General features: G+C 63.1%; 16 protein-coding genes. 6 read left to right on the top strand and 10 right to left on the bottom strand.

Features of this window, described 5'->3' with window-relative positions:
- The first annotated feature begins 8 nt into the window (after positions 1 to 8).
- Positions 9 to 605, top strand: coding sequence for a nitroreductase family protein (locus tag NCR93_RS12160; protein ID WP_008344385.1), 597 nt, complete (start codon positions 9 to 11; stop codon positions 603 to 605).
- A gap of 6 nt (positions 606 to 611) precedes the next feature.
- Here the strand turns inward: NCR93_RS12160 and NCR93_RS12155 are convergent, their stop codons facing one another.
- Positions 612 to 2,099 carry an MFS transporter gene (locus tag NCR93_RS12155; RefSeq protein WP_051078918.1) on the bottom strand — a complete coding sequence of 496 codons (1,488 nt, stop codon included), beginning with the start codon at positions 2,097 to 2,099 and terminating at the stop codon, positions 612 to 614.
- A gap of 182 nt (positions 2,100 to 2,281) precedes the next feature.
- Between NCR93_RS12155 and NCR93_RS12150 the strand changes: the two genes are divergently transcribed.
- A complete protein-coding gene (locus NCR93_RS12150; protein ID WP_250502660.1) occupies positions 2,282 to 3,532 on the top strand; it encodes an Hsp70 family protein in 1,251 nt (416 codons plus the stop codon).
- Positions 3,533 to 3,606: 74 nt separating this feature from the next.
- Here the strand turns inward: NCR93_RS12150 and NCR93_RS12145 are convergent, their stop codons facing one another.
- A complete protein-coding gene (locus NCR93_RS12145; RefSeq protein ID WP_007000074.1) occupies positions 3,607 to 3,810 on the bottom strand; it encodes a cold-shock protein in 204 nt (67 codons plus the stop codon).
- A gap of 493 nt (positions 3,811 to 4,303) precedes the next feature.
- Between NCR93_RS12145 and NCR93_RS12140 the strand changes: the two genes are divergently transcribed.
- Positions 4,304 to 5,854 (top strand): APC family permease, encoded by a 1,551-nt coding sequence (locus tag NCR93_RS12140; protein ID WP_250478882.1) that lies wholly within the window; start codon positions 4,304 to 4,306, stop codon positions 5,852 to 5,854.
- Between the two features lie 56 nt (positions 5,855 to 5,910).
- On the opposite strand, the gene NCR93_RS12135 is transcribed toward NCR93_RS12140, so the two are convergent.
- From NCR93_RS12135 to NCR93_RS12105, 7 genes are all read right to left on the bottom strand, one after another.
- Entirely contained in the window at positions 5,911 to 6,696 is a 786-nt protein-coding gene (locus NCR93_RS12135) for a DODA-type extradiol aromatic ring-opening family dioxygenase (RefSeq protein WP_008344389.1), read from the bottom strand.
- Between the two features lie 94 nt (positions 6,697 to 6,790).
- The gene (locus tag NCR93_RS12130) at positions 6,791 to 7,393 is read right to left on the bottom strand and encodes a UbiX family flavin prenyltransferase (protein ID WP_008344390.1); all 603 of its coding nucleotides are present in this window, start codon (positions 7,391 to 7,393) and stop codon (positions 6,791 to 6,793) included.
- Positions 7,394 to 7,404: 11 nt separating this feature from the next.
- The gene (grxD, locus tag NCR93_RS12125; protein WP_008344391.1) at positions 7,405 to 7,716 is read right to left on the bottom strand and encodes a Grx4 family monothiol glutaredoxin; all 312 of its coding nucleotides are present in this window, start codon (positions 7,714 to 7,716) and stop codon (positions 7,405 to 7,407) included.
- 73 nt (positions 7,717 to 7,789) lie between these two features.
- Positions 7,790 to 8,614 (bottom strand): peptide chain release factor N(5)-glutamine methyltransferase, encoded by an 825-nt coding sequence (prmC, locus tag NCR93_RS12120; RefSeq protein WP_239295460.1) that lies wholly within the window; start codon positions 8,612 to 8,614, stop codon positions 7,790 to 7,792.
- Complete coding sequence (gene prfA, locus NCR93_RS12115) at positions 8,611 to 9,693, bottom strand: peptide chain release factor 1 (protein ID WP_034473922.1); 1,083 nt, start codon at positions 9,691 to 9,693, stop codon at positions 8,611 to 8,613. Before prfA ends, prmC begins: the two co-directional genes overlap by 4 nt.
- 97 nt (positions 9,694 to 9,790) lie before the next feature.
- A complete protein-coding gene (gene hemA, locus NCR93_RS12110; protein ID WP_008344394.1) occupies positions 9,791 to 11,086 on the bottom strand; it encodes a glutamyl-tRNA reductase in 1,296 nt (431 codons plus the stop codon).
- A 188-nt stretch (positions 11,087 to 11,274) separates the two neighbouring features.
- The gene (locus NCR93_RS12105; RefSeq protein ID WP_250478881.1) at positions 11,275 to 12,093 is read right to left on the bottom strand and encodes a glycosyltransferase family 2 protein; all 819 of its coding nucleotides are present in this window, start codon (positions 12,091 to 12,093) and stop codon (positions 11,275 to 11,277) included.
- A 369-nt stretch (positions 12,094 to 12,462) separates the two neighbouring features.
- Between NCR93_RS12105 and NCR93_RS12100 the strand changes: the two genes are divergently transcribed.
- The 3 genes from NCR93_RS12100 to NCR93_RS12090 all read left to right on the top strand — a co-directional run bounded on the left by NCR93_RS12100 (position 12,463) and on the right by NCR93_RS12090 (position 15,291).
- Positions 12,463 to 12,735, top strand: a complete 273-nt coding sequence (locus tag NCR93_RS12100; protein WP_008344396.1) for a hypothetical protein — start codon at positions 12,463 to 12,465, stop codon at positions 12,733 to 12,735.
- Between the two features lie 126 nt (positions 12,736 to 12,861).
- Positions 12,862 to 14,649 (top strand): aminopeptidase P family protein, encoded by a 1,788-nt coding sequence (locus tag NCR93_RS12095; RefSeq protein ID WP_502799595.1) that lies wholly within the window; start codon positions 12,862 to 12,864, stop codon positions 14,647 to 14,649.
- 18 nt (positions 14,650 to 14,667) lie between these two features.
- Positions 14,668 to 15,291, top strand: coding sequence for an HAD family hydrolase (locus NCR93_RS12090; RefSeq protein WP_250435229.1), 624 nt, complete (start codon positions 14,668 to 14,670; stop codon positions 15,289 to 15,291).
- A 23-nt stretch (positions 15,292 to 15,314) separates the two neighbouring features.
- Here NCR93_RS12090 and NCR93_RS12085 read toward each other — a convergent pair whose 3' ends face one another.
- The gene (locus tag NCR93_RS12085) at positions 15,315 to 16,442 is read right to left on the bottom strand and encodes a DUF748 domain-containing protein (RefSeq protein WP_008344403.1); all 1,128 of its coding nucleotides are present in this window, start codon (positions 16,440 to 16,442) and stop codon (positions 15,315 to 15,317) included.
- Between the last annotated feature and the right edge of the window lie 16 nt (positions 16,443 to 16,458).

Raw genomic sequence — 16,458 nt, 5'->3', positions numbered from 1 at the left:
GGACCAACATGAGCACGAAACCCGCTCCGACCGATGTCGACATCCACGAACTGATCGCCGGCCGCTGGAGCCCGCGCGCCTTTTCCAATGCGCCGATCGAGCGCACGACGTTGCATCGCCTGCTCGAAGCGGCGCGTTGGGCGCCGTCGTCGAACAATTTGCAGCCGTGGCGTTTCATCGCGTTCGATCGTCATCGCGACGAAGCCGCGTTCAAACGCGCGTTCGATACGCTCGCGCCGTCGAATCAGAAATGGAACGTGAACGTGCCGCTGCTCGTCTGCGTGACGGCGTCCACGCTCACGCCGAAAGGCGACGCGAACCGCACCGCGACTTATGACACCGGCGCGGCCGCGATGGCGCTGGTGCTCCAGGCGCACGCGCTCGGACTCGCGACGCATCAGATGGGCGGCTTCGACCGCGACGCCTTCCGTCAGGCGTTCTCGGTTCCCGCCAATGTCGAGATCATCGCGATGATCGCGATCGGGCATCACGGCGACGCAAGCGAGCTCGACGACGCGCTGCGCGAGCGCGAAGCGGCGCCGCGCGCACGCAAGACGCTGGCTGAAACGGCCTTCGAAGGCGCGTGGGACAAGGCGTTCAAGTAAGCGCGGTCAGTGCTCGTCCGCCGCCGACAGCGGACGAGCGACATCTTCGAGCGATTTGCGCTCCGCCGCGACGCCCCAGATTCCGGCGACGACCGCCGCCGCGATCATCAGCAGCGAGCCGATCAGATAGCCGACGAACACAGGGCCGCGCTCGTGCGTGTCGATCAACTGGCCGAAAAGCGTCGGCCCGATAATGCCGCCGAGCGCCGTGCCGAACGCGTAGAACACGGCGATGGCGAGCGCGCGAATTTCCAGCGGGAACGTCTCGCTCACGGTCAGATACGCGGAACTTGCCGCCGCCGACGCGAAGAAGAAAATCACCATCCACGCGATGGTTTGCGTCGTCACGGTGAGCATGCCGTGCATGAACATCCAGCCGCTCACCGTCAGCAGCACGCCCGAGATCGCATACGTCGACGCGATCATGCGACGCCGTCCGAGCACGTCGAAAAGCCTGCCGAGCAGCACCGGACCGAGAAAATTCCCGGCGGCGAACGGCAGCACGTACCAGCCGATGTGATCGCCCGGCACATGATAGAAATCGGTCAGCACGAGCGCGTAGGTGAAGAAAATCGCGTTGTAGAAGAACGCCTGCGCGGTCATCAGCACCAATCCGACGAGCGAGCGGCTGCGATGCGCCTTGAACAGCGTGTGGACGACTTCGCGGATCGGCGTGCCATCACGCGCGTGCAGACGCAGCGGCTTGACGGGCGTGTCGGGAATCTCGACGCCGTGCTGCCGGAAATGCGCCTCGATTTCCTCGACGACGTGCCTCGCCTCGTCCGCGCGATTGTGCGTGATGAGCCAGCGCGGGCTTTCCGGCACCCACATGCGCATGAAGAGAATCGTGAGCCCGAGCGCCGCGCCGATCAGAAAGCACGCCCGCCAGCCCCAATCGGGCGGAAGAAGGGCGGGATCGAGCAGCACGATCGAGCCCGCCGCGCCGATGCCCGCGCCGACCCAGAACGTGCCGTTGATCGCGAGATCGGTCCAGCCGCGCAGGCGGGCGGGCGTGAATTCCTGAATCGTCGAATTGATCGCCGTGTATTCGCCGCCGATGCCCGCGCCCGTCAGAAAACGGAACAGTACGAACGTGGCGAGATTCCACGAGAACGCGGTCGCGGCGGTCGCGGCCACGTACAGAAAGAGCGTGATGAAGAACAGCTTGCGCCGGCCGAGCCGGTCCGTGAGCCAGCCGAACCCGAGCGCGCCGAGCACCGCGCCTGCGATATACGCGCTGCCCGCGATACCGACATCGGCATTCGAAAACTGCAGCGCCGGGCTCGATTTCAGCGCGCTCGCGACCGCGCCGGCGAGCGTCACTTCGAGGCCGTCGAGCAGCCAGGTGATGCCGAGCGCAAGGACGATCAGCGTGTGAAAGCGTCCCCACGGCAGGCGATCGAGCCGCCCGGGCAGATCCGTTTCGATGATGGCCGGGCGATCGCTGGCTGTATCGCTCAAACGGGTCTCCCGTGGCGTGGCGGTTTCGTTCATGCGTCCGGAGCATGCTCTCGAAATCAAACAAATTGCCGCGAGGCGAGCAAGTTATATTCCGCTTTTGTCGAATAAACTCAATGGTTTAAAAATATCTGAAATGCGGTTGATGCGCCCGCGCGAACGTGTTAAAAACGCCGTCCATGTTTGAATGCGGCGTCTTCAGGACGCCGCCGATGCCCATGACTTATTGCGCGATCGATTTCGGCACATCGAATTCAGCGGTGGCTTTGCCCGACGGATTGTCGATCCGGCTGGCGCCCGTCGAAGGCGAAGCGACGACGCTGCCCACCGCGGTTTTCTTCAACACCGACGAGAATAACCAGTCCTACGGCCGCGCGGCGCTCGAAGCGTACATCGACGGCTTCGACGGCCGCCTGATGCGCTCGATGAAGAGCATTCTCGGTTCGCCGCTCGCGGACAACAGCACCGACCTGGGCGACGGCTCGGCGATCAAATACACCGATGTCATCACGCTCTTTCTGCAGCATTTGAAGCAGAAGGCGCAGGCGCTCGCCGCCGAACCGCTCACGCGCGCGGTGCTCGGCCGCCCCGTATTTTTCGTCGACGACGATCCGCGCGCCGACCATCTCGCGCAAAAGCAGCTCGAAGCGTGCGCGCACGCGGTCGGCTTGCGCGAGATCCATTTCCAGTACGAGCCGATCGCGGCGGCCTTCGACTATGAGGCCGGGCTGACGCAGGAAGGCCTCGTCCTGGTCGCCGATATCGGCGGCGGCACGTCGGACTTTTCGCTCGTGCGCGTCGGTCCGGAGCGCGCGCGGCATCTCGAGCGCAAGGGCGATGTGCTCGCGCACCACGGCGTGCACGTCGCCGGCACGGATTTCGACCGGCGCGTGGAACTCGCGACGGTGCTGCGCGAACTCGGCTATCAATCGCTCGATCCGAAAGGGCGCGAAGTGCCGAGCCCCGTGTATTTCGATCTCGCGACCTGGCATCTGATCAACACGGTCTATACGCCGAAGCGCGTGAGCGAATTGCAACTGATGCGCCATCTCTACACCGACGTGCGGCATCACGATCGGCTGATGCGCGTCGTGTATCGCCGGCTCGGGCACGCGCTGACCGCGCACGCCGAGGAAGCGAAGATCGACGTCGCCGCGGGCGGCACGACCGAAATCGACATGGAAGAGGTGGAAGAAGCGCTGCGCGTCGGGTTCGACGAGACGCAGCTCATCGCGGCCGGCGCGGACGAAACGCGGCGGATCGTCGAGGCGGCGCAAGAGACGCTCAAGCGGGCGGGCGTCGCGCCGGCGGACGTGGGCGCGGTCTATTTCACAGGTGGCACGACGGGCCTGCGATTCCTGTCGGACGCGCTTTCGGCGGCGTTTCCCGGCGCGAAACCGGTATTCGGCGATCGTCTCGCCAGCGTGGCGAAAGGACTCGGAATCTACGCGCAACGCATCTTCGCCTGATGCGGATCACGCAGCCGCGCAGAAAACAAAAAACCCCGCCGAAGCGGGGTTTTTCATACGAATTCTAGCGGGTCTTAGACCGGCTTGATGTTCGCGGCTTGCTTGCCCTTCGGGCCGGTCTTCACTTCGTAGGAAACCTTTTGGTTTTCCTGAAGCGTCTTGAAGCCTTCGATGCGGATTTCCGAGAAGTGCGCGAACAGATCTTCGCCGCCGCCATCCGGAGTGATGAAGCCAAAGCCCTTTGCGTCATTGAACCACTTGACGGTACCGGTTTCCATGTTACTTGTTCCAAAAAAATGATGAATAAGGCCGAAGCCCAGGGGTGCGGAAAATCAAGGAAGGGGCAATGGGACCAACCGGAGTACCGTGATGGCGAACTCGAAAGAACCAATTCACTCGCCACTTGAAATCCTGCAAGAAGCTTTATACGGCGAAACGATTTCGCGGTCAATTAATATCCGACAACTCTGAAGGGATTTTTTTGAGATGCGTAAGCAAATTTTACAGCGCTTGCGCATCCGGTCTCGACTGGCTCAAGGAATCCCCGCTTTAGGGCGAACTTCTCTCCAATATGCACTGCATTCGAAAGGTGCAACCGTTAAACTACGCGCCTTCTTGACGGTTGCACCGATATCGCCGGCTGCCAGACATGGTCGTTGCTGGATCGGGCAACGGCGGCTCCGCGAGCCGTTTCTATTCCGGCAGTGCGAGATATTTGGAGGAAAAGTGACAGAGAAGTCGATTAAGCGAAACATCGGTCCGTTGGCGCTGATGCTGACGGGCCTCGGATCCATCATCGGGTCGGGGTGGCTGTTCGGTGCGTGGAAGGCGTCGCAGATCGCCGGACCCGCCGCGATTTGCGCGTGGATCATCGGTGCGGTGGTCATTCTGGCGATTGCGCTGACCTACGCCGAACTGGGCGCAACCTTTCCCGAATCCGGCGGCATGGTGCGCTACGCGCGCTATTCGCACGGCGCGCTGGTCGGATTCATCAGCGCTTGGGCGAACTGGATCGCGATCGTGTCCGTCATTCCGATCGAAGCGGAAGCGTCCATCCAGTACATGAGCACCTGGCCGTACGAATGGGCGCACGAGCTGTTCGTCGGACATACGCTCACGACTACTGGCCTGCTGTTGTCGGCCGTGCTGGTCGTCATTTACTTCCTGCTGAATTACTGGGGCGTCAAGCTGTTCGCGCGCGCGAACTCGATCATCACGATCTTCAAGTTCCTGGTGCCGGGTTTGACGATCGGCGGCCTCGTCTTCTCGGGCTTCCATTCGGAGAACTTCGGCACGGCGTCGAATTTCGCGCCGTTCGGATGGTCCGCGGTTCTCACCGCCGTGGCGACGAGCGGGATCGTGTTCAGCTTCAACGGCTTTCAGAGCCCGGTGAACCTTGCGGGCGAGGCGCGCCATCCGGCGAAAAGCATCCCGTTCGCCGTGGTCGGTTCGATCCTGATCGCGCTCGTGATCTACGTGCTGCTTCAGATCGCATATATCGGCGCGGTGAATCCGGCGGATGTGGCGAAGGGCTGGCAGCACTTCAACTTTGCATCGCCGTTCGCGGAACTGGCGATCGCGCTCAACCTGAATTGGCTCGCCATCCTCTTGTATGTCGATGCGTTCGTCAGTCCGAGCGGCACCGGCACGACCTATATGGCCACGACCACGCGCATGATCTACGCGATGGAGCGCAACAACACGATGCCGAAGATGTTCGGCAACGTGCATCCGTTTTACGGCGTGCCGCGTCAGGCGATGTGGTTCAACCTGTTCGTGTCGTTCGTGTTCCTGTTCTTCTTCCGCGGCTGGGGCACGCTCGCGGCGGTGATCTCGGTGGCGACGGTCATCTCGTATCTCACCGGCCCGGTCAGCCTGATGGCGTTGCGCCGCGCGGCGCCGGATCTGGATCGCCCGGTCAATATTCCGCTGATGGGCCTGGTCGCGCCGTTCGCATTCGTGTGCGCGTCGCTCGTGCTGTTCTGGGCGAAGTGGCCGCTGACCGGCGAGATCATTCTGCTGATGGTCGTCGCGTTGCCGGTGTACTTCTATTTTCAGAGCAAGGTCGGTTTCGCAGGCTGGGGCCGCGATCTGGAGGCTGCTTGGTGGCTCGTGGCATATCTGCCGTCGATGGCGGTCATGTCGCTGATCGGCAGCAAGGACTTCGGCGGAAACGGATTGCTGCCGTACGGCTGGGACATGGCGGCGGTCGCCGTGCTCGCGCTGATCTTCTATTACTGGGGCGTGCACACGGGTTATCGCACGACCTATCTCGAAGAGCGCGAAAGCACCGACGACATTCTTCACGAAGTCGGCGCGTAAGCGTTTCGCCTTCGCCGAAAAAGCCCGCCTGAGCGATCAGGCGGGCTTTTTTTCGATCAGTCGTCGGTGAAGACGTAGTTGGTCATCGCGAGCGCACGCTGGAATGTGCCGAGCGACTGGATGCCGAGCCGATAATCGTCCGCCGCCGCGCCGAGCGCGCTGAACACCGGCAGCAGATGCTCGTCGGTCGGATGCATCAGCGCGGCGTGCGGCGCGCGTGCGCGATAGTCGAGCAGGGCGTCGATGTCGCGTTCGGCCATGCGGCTCTCGAACCAGTCGGTGAATTCGGCCACGCGCGGATCGGCGTCTTCAGGGCGAGCGCTGAAATCGGCCATGCGCAGATTGTGCGTGATCTGCCCGGAACCGACGATCATCACGCCGTCATCGCGCAACTCGAGCAGCGCCCGGCCGATGCGGAAATGGTGCGCGGCATCGAGATGCGGCTGAATCGATAGCTGCGTGACCGGCACCTCGGCGTCGGGGAACATCAGCAGCATCGGCACCCATGCGCCGTGATCGAGCCCGTGATTCGTCGTCGCGGCGGGAATGCCTTGCGCGCCGAGCAGCGCGGCGGCGCGCTTTGCCAGATCGGGCGCGCCGGGCGCCGGATAGCGCAGTTCGTAGAGCGCGCGCGGGAAGCCGTAGAAGTCGTGGATGGTTTCCGGGCGCTCGGCCGTGCTAGCGACCGGCTGCGCCGTGCCCCAATGCGCGGACAGCATCAAAATGGCGCCGGGGCGCGGCAGCGTCTGACCGAGCGATGCGAATTCGGCGGACGGCATCGACGGGTCGATCGGCAGCGTCGGCGCGCCGTGGGAAATGAAAACGGTGGGGAGTCGGCTCATGGCGGCAAATTCCTAAGCGGTATGCCGTGAATGTAGTACCGCTAGCTTCGTTTATAAACGGTCCGGCGGGCAACGAATTGTGTCGCCGGCGTTGTCAATCCGACGCTTCGCCGCGCAGCCCGCGCCACGCGGGTGCAACCGGTTGGGCAAAGCCGAACAGATCGATGACGCGCGCGACGGTGTGATCGACCATTTCGTCGATGCTCGCGGGCTTCTGATAGAACGCCGGCAACGGCGGAAAGATCACACCGCCCATTTCGGTGACGGCCGTCATATTCCGCAGATGCGCGAGGTTGAACGGCGTTTCGCGCACAAGCAGCACCAGACGGCGACGTTCTTTGAGCATGACATCGGCGGCGCGAGTGATGAGATTGTCCGAAAGACCGTGCGCGATGCTCGCGAGCGTTCGCATCGAACAGGGCGCGACGACCATGCCGTCGGTTGCGAACGAACCCGACGCAATGGTCGCGCCGACATCGCGCACGCTGTGGACGACATCGGCGAGCGCGTGGACCGCGGCTTTATCGAGTTCGAGTTCGTGCTGGATATTGAGCCAGCCGGCGCTGGAAACGAGCAGATGCGTCTCGACGCCGGACAGGCGGCGCAGCGTCTCGAGCAGACGCACGCCGTAGATGGCGCCCGTTGCGCCGGTGATCGCGACGATGAGCCGTCGTTTCGCGGCAGCGGGCGCGCTCACTTGCTAAAGACTTAAGCGGCGGCGAAAAGCTGTTGCAGTTCGCCCGATTGATACATCTCCATCATGATGTCCGAGCCGCCGATGAACTCGCCCTTCACGTAGAGCTGCGGAATGGTCGGCCAGTTGGAGAATTCCTTGATGCCCTGGCGGATGTCGTCGTCTTCGAGGACGTTCACGGTCTTGATCTGATCGACGCCGCATGCCTTGAGCACTTGGATTGCGCGGCCGGAGAAGCCGCACATCGGGAATTGCGCCGTGCCCTTCATGAAAAGGACGACCGCGTTCTGATCGACGATTTGCTTGATGCGTTCTTGCGTATCCATGGCGTTCCTGCGCTTGAGATTTCGGTGAGAGTTCTCGAAATGATAGCGGATTTCGATTACACGAGCCGGGCCGTCAGGCCGCGAACCGGCCGCCCGAGCAACGTTCGATGCCCGCGAGGTCGCGCATCGAGTGCACGTCGCTGAAACCGCGTGCGGTGAGCAGCGCGCGCACCGATTCCGCCTGGTCGTAGCCGTGCTCGATCCACAGCGCGCCGTCGTGCGCGAGAAGACGCGGCGCGTTATCGACGATCGTGCGGATCGCGGACAAACCGTCGGCGTCGTCGGTGAGCGCGCCGCGCGGCTCGAAGCGCAGATCGCCTTGTTCGAGATGCGGATCGCCGCTCGCGATATACGGCGGATTGCTGACGATCGCCTCGAACCGCAACGACGGATCGATGTTCGCGGTCCAATCGCTTTCGACGAAGGTCACGTTACCGCTCTTCAGCAGGCGCGAAGCGTTGCCGCGCGCGACATCGAGCGCGGCGCGCGACCGGTCGACGGCCCACACGCGCGCATCGGGCCGCGCGTGGGCGATCGAAATCGCGATCGCGCCGGTTCCCGTGCCGAGATCGAGCACGCGCGGGTTCGACGCATCGGCGATGGCTTCGAGCGTGAGTTCCACGAGCAACTCGGTTTCCGGCCGCGGGATCAGCACGTCGGGCGTCACGTCGAATTCGAGGCCGAAGAATTCGCGCTTGCCGATCAACTGCGCGATCGGCTCGCCGTTCGAGCGCCGCGCCGCGAGCGCCTCGAAACGCGCGACCGCGTCTTGCGGCAGCGTCTCGCGATCGCGCGTGATGAGTTCCGTGCGCCGCCAGCCGAGTACGTGCATCAAGAGAATGCGCGCTTCGAGCGGCGGCAGCGCGCACGCGCGCAATAACGCGGCGGCGTCGCTCACTCCGTTTCCCCGAGCGCCGCGAGCTGCTCCGCCTGATGCTCGGACACGAGCGCGCCGATCAGTTCGTCGAGATCGCCGTCCATGATGTACTCGAGCTTGTAGAGCGTGAGGTTGATGCGGTGATCCGTCATGCGCCCTTGCGGGAAGTTGTACGTGCGAATGCGTTCCGAACGGTCGCCCGAGCCGATCAGACTCTTGCGCGTCGCCGCTTCCTTCGCGTGCTGCTCGTGATACTGCTTGTCCTTGATGCGCGCGGCCAGCACCTTCAGCGCGCGATCCTTGTTCTTGTGCTGCGAGCGGTCATCCTGACATTCGACGACGATGCCCGTCGGCAAGTGCGTGACGCGCACCGCCGAATCCGTCTTGTTGATGTGCTGCCCGCCCGCGCCTGACGCGCGGAACGTATCGATGCGCAAATCGGCCGGATTGATGACGACTTCGCTGATTTCATCGGCTTCCGGCATCACCGCGACCGTGCACGCGGACGTATGAATGCGGCCTTGCGTTTCCGTCGCCGGAACCCGCTGCACGCGATGCCCGCCCGATTCGAACTTGAGCCGCGAATACGCGCCCTGTCCGGCGAGCCGCACGATCACTTCCTTATAGCCGCCGAGATCCGAGACGCTTTCCGACATCGTCTCGGCCGTCCAGCGATTGCGTTCCGCATAACGCAGATACATGCGCAGCAGATCGCCCGCGAACAGCGCGGATTCGTCGCCGCCCGTGCCCGCGCGAATTTCGATGAAGATGTTGCGATCGTCGTTCGGATCTTTCGGCAGAAGCATCGTCTGCAGTTCGCCTTCGATCTTCGTCATGCGCTCGCGCGCCTCGCCGATTTCCTCTTCGGCGAAATCGCGCATCGACGGATCGGAAAGCAGTTCCTGCGCGGTCGCTTCGTCGGTCAAAGCCTGTCGCCACAGAGCGTATTGCTCGACGATCGGACTGATTTCCGCGTGCTCGCGCGTGAGTTTCCGGTACTGATCCATGTCGGAAGTCACGTCTTCGCGGCTCAACAGTTCGTTGAGATCGACCAGCCGCTTTGCAAGCTGGTCGAGCTTGCCTTGCATGCTCGTTTTCATCGGACGGAGATGACGCGGTGAGCGTCAGGAAGAACTGCGATCGGAAAGCCGCCGCGTAAATCGCGGACAGCCTTTGAGAATAGCAAAGAGAAGGCCGCTAACGTTCCGACGAATCGGACGACGAGCCGTGACGGTAGAAGCCGCTCATCAGGTCGATGAGCTGGTTGCGCTCCTCGCTGCTTGCTCGGTTGAGCGCGTGCGTCGGACCGTGAATCAGCTTGTTCGTGAGCGATTGCGAGAGCGCTTCGAGCACGGCGGCGGGGTCGTCGCCGCGCGCGAGCATCTTGCGCGCGCGTTCGAGTTCGGCGCGGCGCAGCGCGTCCGCCTGCGTGTGCATGTGGCGGATGACCGGCACGATGCTGCGCGCATCGAGCCATTGCATGAAATTCGCGACGCGCGTCTCGATGATCGATTCGGCCTGCGCGACCGCCGCCTGACGCGACGCGTTGCCCTCGCGCACGATCGCACCGAGATCGTCGACGGTGTAGAGGAACACGTCGTGCAAATTGCCGACTTCCGGCTCGATATCGCGCGGCACGGCGAGATCGACCATGAAGATCGGGCGATGCCGGCGCGCGCGCACTGCACGCTCGACCGCGCCGAGACCGATGATCGGCAGCGTCGACGCCGTGCACGACACGATGATGTCGAACTCGTGCATGCGCGACGGCAATTCGGAAAGCGGAATCGCGCGGCCGTTGAAGCGGCCGGCGAGCTTCTCGCCGCGCTCCGCCGTGCGGTTGGCGACGACCAGCTCACGCGGATTCTGCGCCGCGAAATGGGTGGCGCAGAGCTCGATCATTTCGCCCGCGCCGATGAACAGCACGCGCTGGCTGGAGATATTCTCGAAGATGCGCTGCGCGAGGCGCACGGCGGCGGCGGCCATCGAGACGGATTGCGCGCCGATTTCGGTCGTCGTGCGAACTTCCTTCGCGACTGCGAACGTGCGCTGGAACAACTGATTGAGATACGTGCCGAGCGCGCCGGCTTCGGACGCGGTGCGCACCGCGTCCTTCATTTGTCCGACGATTTGCGTCTCTCCGAGCACCATCGAGTCCAGCCCCGATGCGACGCGGAACGCGTGACGCACCGCTTCCGACTGCGGCAGCGCATAGACATGCGGCGCGAGCTCGGGAACGGGAATGTTGTGGTACTTCGAGAGCCACTGGATCGCAGCTTCGCGGGCGGCGGAGTCGTCGGTGGCGCAGTAGAGTTCTGTGCGATTGCAGGTCGAGAGAATCGCCGCTTCGGGCGACGCCTTCGCGAGCGGGCCAAGCCAAATGTCCTTCAGCGCGCCCAGCGCGGGCTTCAGCTGTTCGAGCGGAAACGCCACGCGTTCGCGCAGAGCGACAGGCGCAGTGTGGTGGTTGATTCCGATCGTGAGGAGCTGCATTTTCTTGGGCTGATGCTTTGGGCCTAAGCCGATGGCCTTTCAGATAGCCCAATATTATAGCCTTTTGCGTATTTCTTCATTTATAGGTGGCATTTGGGGCGCGACCGAGCCCGAAGTGCCGAAAACGCCCGCGCAGCCGGGCGTCGAGCGGTTTGCCGGAACGAGCGTGTGACAGAAAGCCGCGCCGGTCAGCGGAAATACTTCGCAAGCTCGAGCGCTCGCGCCTCCAGTTCCTCGATCGGCATTTCATCGGTTCGGCGCGCCATTTGCCGGTTTCGCGCGCTATGTTCTTCCTTGCAGATCGCGGCGCGTGACGCGGAGTCATGATTCAGATGAAACAGCGAGGAATCCGGTCCGGCAAGTGCATGCCAACGCAGACCGAGCCGCGCGCCGCGGATGAACAGGTCGTCGTCCTCGCCGCCCCAGCCCGTGAACTGCGGATCCACGCCGCCGATACGGATGAATTCCGGGCGTTTAAAAAGGTTGATTGCGCCCGGCGTGTTGGCGTAGAGCACATTGATATGGTCCGGTAAATCGCCTTCCATGAACGGAGCGAATTCGTCGAAGTTTCCCGATTCGATAAACGTTTGGCGTCGATCGCCTGAAACATTCAGCACGCGCGAGAAGGGGCAAAGCACGTCGCTGGCATCGCCGTCCATTAATGCGTCGACGGCCGATTTCATCATGCGTGGATTGGCGATCATATCAGCATCGTGCATGCAGATAATCGGGCTTTTTGCCATTAACGCACCGAGATTGACGAGCCTCGCTTTCGGAAACGGGCCGGTATCGTGCACGAATACGTGCCGGATGCGCGAATCGCCGATCTCGGTCCAACTGAACGTGGGCGCGGCGTCCGCTTCGATCAGCCAGATGTGAAAGTCCGAATAGGTGCGGACAAGGTGGCGCAGAACGCCACGCAGGTTATCGCGCCTTTCCTGACCGGAGCCGCGATACGTGACGATCATTTCGAGACCACGCAGGGAAATTGGATTGGCTTCAGTCATAGGAAAATGCCGCCTTTGAAACCGTCAATTCGTCGCGTGAAAATCAGTAACGTGATTAACGAAGTGGCGATAAATGTGAAGTTCGCTTTATAAATGGCCAGAATATATATAAAGCGCAAAGAAAAAAGGATTTTATCATTCGGCCGAGCGGCGGAGTTTCGGAAAACTCGCATAATCTTCTCAAAAAGAAGAAGCGCGCTTTTGGTTCCCTTCGATGCGATTTCGGTACGCGCATTCCGAGCCTTGCGCTCCCCATATCCGGCCCCTAAACTCAAGCGCTACGTCGCGCCGAGGATTGCCCTAAATCATGTACATCCACCGATCTGCTCCGCTTTGCAACGAATCGACACCGATGGAGCATCGCCGCTGATGGGCTGGATCGGACTGATTTTTCTCGGTGCGGTGATCGGCGCGGCGGGCTGGTGGCTGCATCCGCTGCGCCATGCGGGACGCGTCGCGCGCGGTCCGGCGGGCTACGTCTGGACGGCCATCGCCGCTGGCATACTGGCGACGGTTGTTGCGCGCATGCTCGGCAATATCGTCGATGTATATCACGACGGCGACACGCTCGAATGGCTCGCGTGCGCGGTCTTCGCGCTCTTCGTCGTGACGACGACTGTCGGACTGGCGGCGCGCCGCTGATCTCGATTTTGTGACGCGGGCGGGTGATCCTTGCCGCGCGTCGTGCTCTTCGCGCCCTACGCGGGCTTTCAAGCAGGTGACTTCATGAACGATCGCATTGCAGATTCAGCCATTCCGGAACCCGCCATGTTCGCGAGCCGCATCGAGTCGTTGCGCGGCCAGATGGCGCGCGAAAAGCTCGCCGCCGTGCTGATTCCATCGGCGGATCCGCATCTTTCCGAATATCTGCCGGAACGCTGGCAAGGGCGTCAGTGGCTTTCGGGCTTCACCGGCTCGGTCGGCACGCTCGTGGTGACGGCGGACTTCGCGGGCGTCTGGGTCGACAGCCGCTACTGGACGCAAGCCGAGACGCAACTCGCCGGCACCGGCATCGTGCTCATGAAGATGATGGGCGGGCAGCAGACCGCGCCGCACGTCGACTGGCTCGCTGAAAACGTCGCATCGGGCGCGACGGTCGCCGTCGACGGCACCGTGCTCGGCGTCGCGGCGGCGCGTGCACTGTCCGATGCGCTGAGTGCGCGCGGCATCGTATTACGCACCGATGTCGATCTGCTCGATGCCGTGTGGCCCGCGCGTCCCGGCTTGCCGGAGGCGGCCGTCTACGAGCACGCGGCGCCGAATGCGAGCGTCGCTCGCGCGGACAAGCTCGCGCAAGTGCGCGACGCGATGCGTGCCAAAGGCGCGCAATGGCACTTCGTTTCCACACTCGACGATCTCGCGTGGATCTTCAATCTGCGCGGCGGCGACGTGAGCTACAACCCGGTTTTCGTCGCGCACGCGCTGATCGGTCTCGACGATGCGACGATTTTCGTCGCGGACGGCAAGATTCCGGGCGCGCTCGTCGAATCGCTGTCGCGCGACAACGTGCGCGTCGCGCCGTACGCCGCCGCATCGGAATCGCTCGCGTCGCTGCCCGCGGGCGCGACGCTCCTGATCGACCCGCGCCGAATCACGCACGGCTTGCTGGAGAGAGTGCCGTCGGCGGTGAAAATCGTCGAGGCGGTGAATCCGTCGACGTTCGCGAAGTCGCGCAAGACCGCGGCGGAAGCAAAGCAGATCCGCGCGACGATGGAGCAGGATGGCGCCGCGCTCGCCGAATTCTTCGCGTGGTTCGAGGCGGCGCTGGGACGCGAGCGCATCACGGAACTGACCATCGACGAGAAGCTGACTGCCGCGCGTGCGCGCCGCCCGGGTTTCGTCACGCTGAGCTTCGGCACGATCGCGGGCTTCAACGCGAACGGCGCGATGCCGCATTACCGCGCGACGGAAGCGTCGCATGCGGTCATCGAAGGCAACGGTCTGCTGCTGATCGATTCGGGCGGCCAATATCTGAGCGGCACCACGGACATCACGCGTGTCGTGCCGATCGGCGAAATCACGGCCGAGCACAAGCGCGATTTCACCGTCGTGCTGAAGGGTACGATGGCGCTTTCGCGCGCGCGTTTTCCGCGCGGCATCCGTTCGCCGATGCTCGATTCGATCGCGCGCGCGCCGATCTGGGAAGCGGGCGCGGACTACGGCCACGGCACGGGACACGGCGTCGGCTATTTCCTGAACGTGCACGAAGGCCCGCAAGTAATTTCGCACTACGCGCCCGCCGAACCGTGGACGGCGATGGAAGAGGGCATGATCACGTCGGTCGAGCCGGGCATTTATCGGCCGGGCAAGTGGGGCATCCGCATCGAGAATCTCGTGATGAACAAGGCGGCGGGCAAGACCGAATTCGGCGATTTCCTCGAATTTGAAACGCTGACGCTTTGTCCGATCGACGCGCGCTGCATCGATGTGTCGTTGCTGCGCGAAGACGAACGCGCGTGGCTCAACGCGTATCACGAAACCGTGCGGCGCCGCGTGTCGCCGCATGTGACGGGCAAGGCGCTGGCATGGCTCGAAGAGCGGACCAAGGCGATCTGACCCACGGAGCAGCGAGCAATGACCATCAAGGCAGTCGTATTCGATTTCGGCGGCGTGCTGATCGACTGGAATCGCGAATATCTCTACAAGCATCTGATTCCAGACGACACCGAGCGCCGCTGGTTCCTCGACAACGTCTGCAAGATGGAATGGGTCGTGCAACAGGACGGCGGGCAGACCATCGAGGACGGCACCGCCGAACTGATCGCCGTCTATCCCGAGCACGAAGCGCTGATCCGCGCGTTCTACGCACGCTGGCCGGAAATGGTGTCCGGCGTGCTGGAAGAGGGCGTGGCGCTCGTCGACCGGCTCGAAGCGGCGGGCGTGCCGCTCTTCGGCCTCACGAACTGGTCGGCGGAGACGTTTCCGTATGCGTGGGAACGCTTCGACGTCTTGCGGAAGTTTCGCGAGATCGTCGTGTCAGGGCGCGTGGGCCTCGTGAAGCCTGATCCGCAGATTTTCGGTTTGATGCGCGCGGAAATCGAACGGCATCTGCCGGGCGTTCAGCCGAACGAGCTCGTGTTCATCGACGACAACCCGATGAACGCGCAAGCCGCGACGGCGCTCGGCTGGCACGGCGTTCACTACACCGGCGCGCTGGAAACCGAAACGAAGCTGCGCGCGCTGAATCTGCCGATCTGAAAGTAAAGCGAGAAGGCGACGCGCTATTGCCCGAGCAGGTTCTTCAGCGCGTTGCCGATTCCCCGAACCGTATCGCCCGCGCCGCGCGCGACGCCTTCAGCGCTGACGCCCAGCGCCTTCGCGAATCCCGCCGCGAGCTTCTTCGACAGACTCTCGCTCAGCGAAAATTTCGGATCGCGCAGATCGCCTTCGAGCGTGAAGTCGAGCTTGATCTGTTCCTTGCGGTCTTTGAGCGCGGCGATCGCGGCTTTCGTCGGAATCGAGAGAAAGGTGTCGAGCGCGTTGCCGGTATCGCTGATCTGCAGATGATTCAGCGTCAACGTGCCGGGCGCGTGAATGCGGTAATTCTTCACGGTTGCATCGATCGTCATGTCGATGGTGCCGCCTGTCACCGCCGCCTTTGCGCCGGCCTTCTTCAGCAGATACGGATCGAGCGTCGCGACATCGACGTTGCGCAGCGTCGCGCGCGTCTGCGAATCCTTGTTGGCGATGATCATCCAGCCGCCCCACGTGACGTTGCCCGTGTGCGACGGACCTTTGATGGAACCGGTCATCGAAAGCTCGGTGCGCTCGGTGAGCGCGGGCAGATGCAGATGATCGACAGTGGCGCGCGCATCGCCGATCAGCACGCGATACGGCGGGTTCTGCACGGAGCCGTCGAAGAACTCCATCGAGCCGCGCTCGAACGACACGCGATCGATGATTTTTTCTTCTTGCGCGTGCTCCTGACGTTCCTTGCTGTCGGGCCGGGCGTCGGCTTCGCGCGCGGTTTCCTTGAGGCCGGGCAGGATGCGTACGCGGCCATCGGCGGAGCGGACGATCGACAGATAGTAGTTGTCGACGCTCACGCTGCGCAGGTGAATCGGCCTCGAGATGAGCGATTGCATGTCGACGTCGAGCACGATGCGCTCCGCGCGCATGGCGTCGCCGGCTGGCCAGTCTTTCGGGCCGCGCAGCCGCACGCGCGAGAGCGTGACGTGCCCGAAGCCGACGTCGATCTCTTCCACCGAACCGTTCGGGCCGAGCGTCTCGAGGATCCGCTCTTTCATCTGATGGACGACGAAAAACCAGCCGCCGATCACCACGACGACGAGCGCCACGACGATTCCGATTGCCCAAAGCGCTCCCCGCCGCGCGCTCGATCCCGCCATCTGCGTGTGTCTCCGT

Origin of the sequence: Caballeronia sp. ATUFL_F1_KS39, assembly GCF_023630985.1 — a bacterium.
In the GTDB taxonomy this organism is placed as follows: Bacteria; Pseudomonadota; Gammaproteobacteria; order Burkholderiales; family Burkholderiaceae; genus Caballeronia; species Caballeronia zhejiangensis.
This window is presented reverse-complemented; position numbering and strand designations above follow the sequence as displayed.

Bases quoted from the DNA above. Each gene is read 5' to 3' on its own strand.
- NCR93_RS12160 (WP_008344385.1), top strand. From the start codon at position 9: ATGAGCACGAAACCCGCTCCGACCGATGTCGACATCCACGAACTGATC.
- NCR93_RS12155 (WP_051078918.1), bottom strand. From the start codon at position 2,099: ATGAACGAAACCGCCACGCCACGGGAGACCCGTTTGAGCGATACAGCC.
- NCR93_RS12150 (WP_250502660.1), top strand. From the start codon at position 2,282: ATGACTTATTGCGCGATCGATTTCGGCACATCGAATTCAGCGGTGGCT.
- NCR93_RS12145 (WP_007000074.1), bottom strand. From the start codon at position 3,810: ATGGAAACCGGTACCGTCAAGTGGTTCAATGACGCAAAGGGCTTTGGC.
- NCR93_RS12140 (WP_250478882.1), top strand. From the start codon at position 4,304: ATGCTGACGGGCCTCGGATCCATCATCGGGTCGGGGTGGCTGTTCGGT.
- NCR93_RS12135 (WP_008344389.1), bottom strand. From the start codon at position 6,696: ATGAGCCGACTCCCCACCGTTTTCATTTCCCACGGCGCGCCGACGCTG.
- grxD (WP_008344391.1), bottom strand. From the start codon at position 7,716: ATGGATACGCAAGAACGCATCAAGCAAATCGTCGATCAGAACGCGGTC.
- prfA (WP_034473922.1), bottom strand. From the start codon at position 9,693: ATGAAAACGAGCATGCAAGGCAAGCTCGACCAGCTTGCAAAGCGGCTG.
- hemA (WP_008344394.1), bottom strand. From the start codon at position 11,086: ATGCAGCTCCTCACGATCGGAATCAACCACCACACTGCGCCTGTCGCT.
- NCR93_RS12105 (WP_250478881.1), bottom strand. From the start codon at position 12,093: ATGACTGAAGCCAATCCAATTTCCCTGCGTGGTCTCGAAATGATCGTC.
- NCR93_RS12100 (WP_008344396.1), top strand. From the start codon at position 12,463: ATGGGCTGGATCGGACTGATTTTTCTCGGTGCGGTGATCGGCGCGGCG.
- NCR93_RS12095 (WP_502799595.1), top strand. From the start codon at position 12,862: ATGTTCGCGAGCCGCATCGAGTCGTTGCGCGGCCAGATGGCGCGCGAA.
- NCR93_RS12090 (WP_250435229.1), top strand. From the start codon at position 14,668: ATGACCATCAAGGCAGTCGTATTCGATTTCGGCGGCGTGCTGATCGAC.
- NCR93_RS12085 (WP_008344403.1), bottom strand. From the start codon at position 16,442: ATGGCGGGATCGAGCGCGCGGCGGGGAGCGCTTTGGGCAATCGGAATC.